A 5,937-nucleotide genomic window follows, 5' to 3' on the forward strand; every position below is an offset into this window, starting at 1 on the left:
AGGCTGCAGCGGTCCAGCGCCAGCAGGTCGCCGGAGGCCGTGTGATAGATCTTGGTGGCTGCCTGCACGCCAAGCTTCGGCTTTTTTGCATCGCCCGTGTTCATCTGCCCCCCGGGAAGATTGCGCGATGATCCATTGGCTCATCCCCAGCGAAAATCAGTCTGTAACTATCCTACTTTCCTGTCAAGCACCGACGATAGCGGCCGTATCGCGAAAATCGATTAGTATACCTATCATCTTGTTTTACCGTCGGTTTTACGGCCTTGAAATGCATGTTGCTTTCCTACATACTTCGGAACTGACACGGACCGGAGAGGAACGGAGGAAGGTGAGCTTTCCCCAACGACACGCTGCGGTTGCGATCCGGTCGGGCACGTGGAGCCAGGGCGTGCAAACATGCTAAGACGACAGCCTCGCAACCCAGGGAAAGACCAGGACCCCATGACCGACGCTGGCAGCCAGGACGAGCCTGTTCCAGGCCCCGATACCGAGAGACGCGATCCTGTCCGGCGCATCCCCGACATCATCTCGCTGGTCAAGGATTCCTACAGCGAATTGCGCCCGGCCGAACGGCGTGTCGCCGATGTCGTTCTCGACGACGTCAAATATGCCGTCGCCGCCTCCAACGCCGCCCTTGCCCAGCGCGCCGGGGTCAGCGAACCGACGGTGACCCGGTTCTGCCGCGCCATCGGCTGCGAGGGCGTGCGCGATTTCAAGCTGAAGCTGGCGCAGAGCCTCGTCGTCGGCGCGCTCTACCTGGCCAAGTCGCCTTCCGTCAGCAATGACAATGGCATGCCGTTCTGGAACGCCGTGTTCGGCGAGGCGCGCCGGGCGCTGCAGGAGGCCGAGCGGCAGCTCGACCCGGCCCAGCTGCAGAAGGCCGCCGAGCTGATCGCCAAGGCGCGCCAGGTCACGGTCTTCGGCCTCGGCGGCAGCTCCTCGGCGCTGGCGCAGGAAACCCAATACCGGCTGTTCCGCTACGGCATAACAGTCAGCGCCCAGTGCGATCCCTATCTGATGCGCATGACCGCCTCGACGCTCAAGCCCGGCGATCTGGTGATCGCCATTTCGGCGACGGGACGCACCCGCGAGGTGATCGAGGCCGTCGAGCTCGCCAAGCATTACCGCGCCAATGCGATCGCCGTGACCGCGCCCGACACCGAGCTCGCCCGCACCTGCGACGTCAGGCTGACGGTGGCGGTGCCGGAATATCCCGACACGCTGAAGCCGACGGCATCGCGCTTCGCCTTTCTGGCGGCGATCGACCTGCTGGCGGTGGCCTCCGCCTACAAGCTCGACGGCTCGGCCCGCGAGACGGTGCGCCGCATCAAATACAACGCCCAGATCCACCGCACCGGCAAGGAGATGGAGCCGCTCGGAGACTAGGGCTGCGCTTTTCCTTCTCCCCTTGTGGGAGAAGGTGGATCGGCGCGTAGCGCCGAGACGGTTGAGGGGTGGGTGACGGAGTGCCGTCGGCGCCAAGCTGGAGCACCCCTCATCCGACCTCACTTCGTGAGGCCACCTTCTCCCCTTGTGGGAGAAGGGAAGCCGGACATGAAACGAAAGAGGGAAAGAGATGCTCGAAATAGCACCGACGAAACAGGCCGCCGCATGGCTCGAATCCCTGGCACAGGCACTCGCAGCCGGCGACGCTGCGGCGGCGAGCAACCTCTTCGTCGACGATTGCTACTGGCGCGATCTCCTGACCTTCACCTGGAACATCACGACCGTGGAAGGCCGCGCGGCGATCGCCGACATGCTGGCGACGACGCTGGCGACGGCCAAGCCGAGCGCGTGGCGGCTGACCGGCGAGGCGACCTCGGACGACGGCACCATCGAGGCCTGGTTCAGCTTCGAAACCGTGGTGGCCAGGGGGGAGGGCATCATGCGGCTGCGCGACGGCCGCTGCCGGACATTGTTCACGGCGATGGCCGACCTCAAGGGCTTCGAGGAGCGCAAGGGCGCGGCGCGGCCGCTCGGCGTGCGCCACAAGGCCGATCCCCAGCGCGAGACCTGGTCGGAGGCGCGGGCGCGCGAGACGCGCGAACTCGGCACTGATGAACAGCCCTATTGCCTGGTCATCGGCGGCGGCCAGGGCGGCATCATGCTGGGGGCGCGACTGCGCCAGCTCGGCGTGCCGGCCATCGTCATCGAGAAGAATGCCAGGCCGGGTGACTCATGGCGCAACCGCTACCGCACGCTCGTGCTGCACGATCCGGTCTGGTACGACCATCTGCCCTACATTCCCTTCCCCGAAAACTGGCCGGTGTTCACGCCCAAGGACAAGATGGGCGACTGGCTGGAAATGTATACGCGCGTCATGGAGCTCAACTACTGGGTCGCCACCAAATGCCTCAGCGCCAGCTATGACGAGGCCGAAAAAGTCTGGACCGTGGTCGTCGACCGCGTCGGCCGGCAGATCACGCTGAAGCCCAAGCACATCGTCTTCGCCACCGGCGCCTACGGCCCGCCGCGGCGGATCGATCTGCCGGGCGCCGGCCGGTTCAAGGGCGAGCTGCTGCACTCCAGCCAGTATGCCAGCGGCGACAAATTCCGCGGCAGGAAAGTCGCCGTCATTGGCGCTGCAAGCTCCGGCCACGATGTCTGCGTCGACCTCTGGGAGAGCGGCGCCGAGGTCACCATGATCCAGCGTTCGCCGACGACAGTGGTCAAGTCGGACACGCTGATGGAAGTCGGCTTCGAGATCTTCTCGGAAGACGCACTGTCGCGCGGCATCACCACCGAGAAGGCCGACATGATCGTCGCCTCGACGCCGTTCGCGCTGGTGCCCAAGGGCCAGCAGGCGCTTTACGAGGTGATCAAGGCGCGCGACGCGGCCTTCTACGACCGCTTGCGCGCCGCCGGCTTCGCCATCGATTTCGGCGACGACGAGACCGGCCTTCTGATGAAGGCCTACCGCACCGGCTCCGGCTACTACATCGATGTCGGCGCCTCCGACCTGATCATCGACGGCAAGATCGGCATCCGCAGCGGCGTCGCCATCAAGTCGCTGACCCCGAGCGGCATCCTGTTCGAGGACGGCAGTGAACTCGCCGCCGACGCCATCATCGCCTGCACCGGCTATCAGTCGATGAACGAGAATGTCGCCGCGATCGTTTCGCGCGAAGTCGCCGACAAGGTCGGCCCGTGCTGGGGCCTTGGCTCCGGCGTCAAGGGCGACCCCGGCCCCTGGCAAGGCGAGCTGCGCAATATGTGGAAGCCGACCGCCCAGGAAGCGCTCTGGTTCCACGGCGGCAATCTGGCGCTGTCGCGCTTCTATTCGAAATATGTGGCGCTGCAGATCAAGGCGCGGATGGAAGGCATTGAGACGCCGGTTTACGGGGCGGTGAGCAACGCCGGGTAAAGTCGACCCCCACTCCGTCGAGCTTCGCTCGCCACCTCTCCCCCGATCGACGGGGTAGAGGAAGGGCGCCACACAGATCGGCGAGGGAGAGGAAGGCGCGAGTTCGCCGCCCTTGGCTCCTTCCTCTCGCTCCGGAGGGGGGAGAGGTGGCGCTGCGAAGCAGCGACGGAGTGGGGGAAGCCATTCGCCAAGCGCACAGTCCCAAGACAGGCACAAGCTGGCGAGATCAGCTAGTCGTGCCGATGCCCAAAGTGCCTCGCCGCAACCTCGACATGGGTATGCGCGGCATGCGCCACAAACCGCTCAGTCTCGCTGACATCGTTGACCGCTTCGTTCGGCCACCAGGTGCCGCCGATAACGATGCCTTCGCACACCAGTCTCTGATCGGCGACCAATGACGCGCCGACCGCGTCGACGAAGGTGAAGCGGCCCGGGCGCTGACGGAGCACGGCGACGTCGCCGACCGTGCCGACGGCCAGTGTGCCCAGGTCAGGCCGCGCGATCGCCTGCGCCGGCGCTTGCGTGGCGGCGCGCAGGACCTCGACCAGCGGCATGCCGAGCGCCAGGAGCTTCGACATGCAGACGAGGATGTCGAAGGCGGGACCGTCGACGCAGTAGAGATGCACGTCGCTCGAGATCACGTCGGGCGCCAGCCCTTCTTCGAGCATGGCGCGGGCGACGGCGAAATCGAACGAGCCCATGCCGTGGCCGATGTCGAAGATGACGCCGCGCTCGCGCGCCAGCCGCATGTCGGGCCGCACCGCGCCGGAAGCGAACACCGGCGCATTCGGGAAAGGCCGGAAGCAATGGGTGAGAATGTCGCCCTTGCGCAGGCGCGGCAGCACTTCCGAGCGGCCGGGCGGCGGTTCGTCGATATGCGCCATCAGCGGCAGGCCGGCCTGGTCGGCGGCCTCCAGCGCCAGATCCACCGGCGCGATGCCGCTGGTGCCGCCGGCATGCTTGCCCGAGCGAACCTTTACGCCGACCACGACATCGCGGTGCTCGCGCACCGCAGCCACAACCTCGCGCGGTTCGCAGAGCCTGAGATCGCTGCACTCGCCGACCGACACCGTCTGCGAGAAGCCGAAAATGCCGGCAAAGGAAATGTTGACATAGGCCAGGATGCGAACCTTCGAGCGCTCCATGACATGGCGGCGGAAGCCGAGGAAATTGCCGGCGCCCGCACTGCCGGCATCGATGAAGGTGGTGGTGCCGCTCTTGGCGGCCAGCCGGTCGGCATCGACGCCAAGCGACGTGCCGCCCCAATAGACGTGGCTGTGCAGGTCGACCAGGCCCGGCGTGACGATGCAGCCGCCGGCATCGACGATCTGCGCGGCGCTGTCCGCCGGGATATCGGCGTCGACCGCGGCAACGCGGCCATTGGCGATGGCGACATCGCGCAGCGCGTCGAGGCCAGCGGCCGGATCGATCAGCCGTCCGCCCTTCAGCAGGAGGTCGAATTGCATGGAGTAACCTCCGCTCGTTGCTTTGCTTACAGAGGCCGATAGGCGACCGCCTCGACCTCGATCTTGATATCGATCATCAGCCGCGATTCGACCGTGGTGCGGGCCGGCGGGTTCTTCGGAAAGTGCCTGGCATAGACCGCGTTGAAGGCGCCGAAATCGCGCGCGTCTTCCAGCCACACGGTGGTCTTCACCACATCGTCCATGGTGCAGCCGGCCAGCGCCAGCGCGGCCTTGACGTTGGCGAGCACCTGCTCGGTCTGTTCCGATATGCCGCCCTTGACCACGATGCCGTCGCTGCCGACGGGAACCTGGCCCGAGACATAGACGAGATCGCCTGCCCGCACGGCGGGCGACAACGGCACATGCGACGTTCCAAAACACTGTTTCGGCAAGGGACAAGCCTCCTCTGATGACAGGACGGGGTGCCATTGCAGCGCCCGCTTCGATCGACATTTACGCCGATCCGGCCGATCCTCATAGGGGCCTTGTTGGAAAGCAACATTCTTGGAAATCTGCGTTGCTTTATTACAAGAGCCCTTGCATCGTACGCGCTGACGGGCGGCTTGGAAGCCGCACCGCATAGACGGATTTGCCAGAGCGGAGACAGCAGCAATGACCTACGACAAGAACCCGTTTCCATCAGGCGATGCCGATCGCCACGCGCTCTGGGAAATGCTGGTGCGGCGCGACATCGACGCCTTCATCGGCCAGGACTGGGCCATGGTCGAGGACGATTTCGTCGCCGAGAGTTTCTTCGGCATGCATGCGCATTTCCTGCACAACGCCGACGCCTGGCGGCTGCAGTTTCCAAGGCTCGAAGTCTATCGCGACGAATGGCTGCGCCAGGCCAAAGAGACGGCGGCGACCAAATTCGCCGAGCCGCTGCGCGAGGCGCTGTTTCGCGTCACCAACATGCGAGACATCGACGTCGACGGCGACCGCGCCGTGCTGCACAAGAAGTTCGACGGCTCGGTCGCCAAGGCGGACGGCAGCGTCGACCGGCTGAAATGGCAGACGCTGTATTTCTGCAGCAAGGTCGGCGGAAGCTGGAAGATATCAGGCTTCGTCGGCTACATGCCGCATCCGCTCGGCAGCTAGAGCCAGCTG

The 5,937-nt window shown here is 65.4% G+C and carries 5 protein-coding genes; 3 read left to right on the forward strand and 2 right to left on the reverse strand.

Annotation, left to right across the window (positions count from 1 at the left end; genetic code table 11):
* Window positions 1-441: 441 nt before the first annotated feature.
* A complete protein-coding gene (locus EN969_RS13720) occupies window positions 442-1,386 on the forward strand; it encodes a MurR/RpiR family transcriptional regulator (protein ID WP_127419183.1) in 945 nt (314 codons plus the stop codon).
* A gap of 190 nt (window positions 1,387-1,576) precedes the next feature.
* Window positions 1,577-3,364, forward strand: coding sequence for an NAD(P)/FAD-dependent oxidoreductase (locus EN969_RS13725; protein ID WP_063169589.1), 1,788 nt, complete (start codon window positions 1,577-1,579; stop codon window positions 3,362-3,364).
* 230 nt (window positions 3,365-3,594) lie between these two features.
* Here the strand turns inward: EN969_RS13725 and EN969_RS13730 are convergent, their stop codons facing one another.
* Both EN969_RS13730 and EN969_RS13735 read right to left on the reverse strand, forming a co-directional pair.
* Window positions 3,595-4,830: an amidohydrolase/deacetylase family metallohydrolase gene (locus tag EN969_RS13730; protein WP_063169590.1), complete on the reverse strand. Its 1,236-nt coding sequence runs from the start codon at window positions 4,828-4,830 to the stop codon at window positions 3,595-3,597.
* A 26-nt stretch (window positions 4,831-4,856) separates the two neighbouring features.
* A complete protein-coding gene (locus EN969_RS13735) occupies window positions 4,857-5,222 on the reverse strand; it encodes a RidA family protein (RefSeq protein ID WP_063169591.1) in 366 nt (121 codons plus the stop codon).
* Window positions 5,223-5,442: 220 nt separating this feature from the next.
* On the opposite strand from EN969_RS13735, the gene EN969_RS13740 reads away from it, so the two are divergent.
* Window positions 5,443-5,928 carry a hypothetical protein gene (locus EN969_RS13740; RefSeq protein WP_027162851.1) on the forward strand — a complete coding sequence of 162 codons (486 nt, stop codon included), beginning with the start codon at window positions 5,443-5,445 and terminating at the stop codon, window positions 5,926-5,928.
* The last annotated feature ends 9 nt before the right edge of the window (window positions 5,929-5,937 follow it).

Origin of the sequence: Mesorhizobium sp. M7A.F.Ca.CA.003.01.2.1, from assembly GCF_003998945.1 — a bacterium.
GTDB lineage: Bacteria > Pseudomonadota > Alphaproteobacteria > Rhizobiales > Rhizobiaceae > Mesorhizobium > Mesorhizobium ciceri.

Excerpts from the sequence above, each read along its gene's own strand:
- EN969_RS13725 (WP_063169589.1), top strand. The coding sequence starts at position 1,577 with ATGCTCGAAATAGCACCGACGAAACAGGCCGCCGCATGGCTCGAATCC.
- EN969_RS13720 (WP_127419183.1), top strand. The coding sequence starts at position 442 with ATGACCGACGCTGGCAGCCAGGACGAGCCTGTTCCAGGCCCCGATACC.
- EN969_RS13730 (WP_063169590.1), bottom strand. The coding sequence starts at position 4,830 with ATGCAATTCGACCTCCTGCTGAAGGGCGGACGGCTGATCGATCCGGCC.
- EN969_RS13740 (WP_027162851.1), top strand. The coding sequence starts at position 5,443 with ATGACCTACGACAAGAACCCGTTTCCATCAGGCGATGCCGATCGCCAC.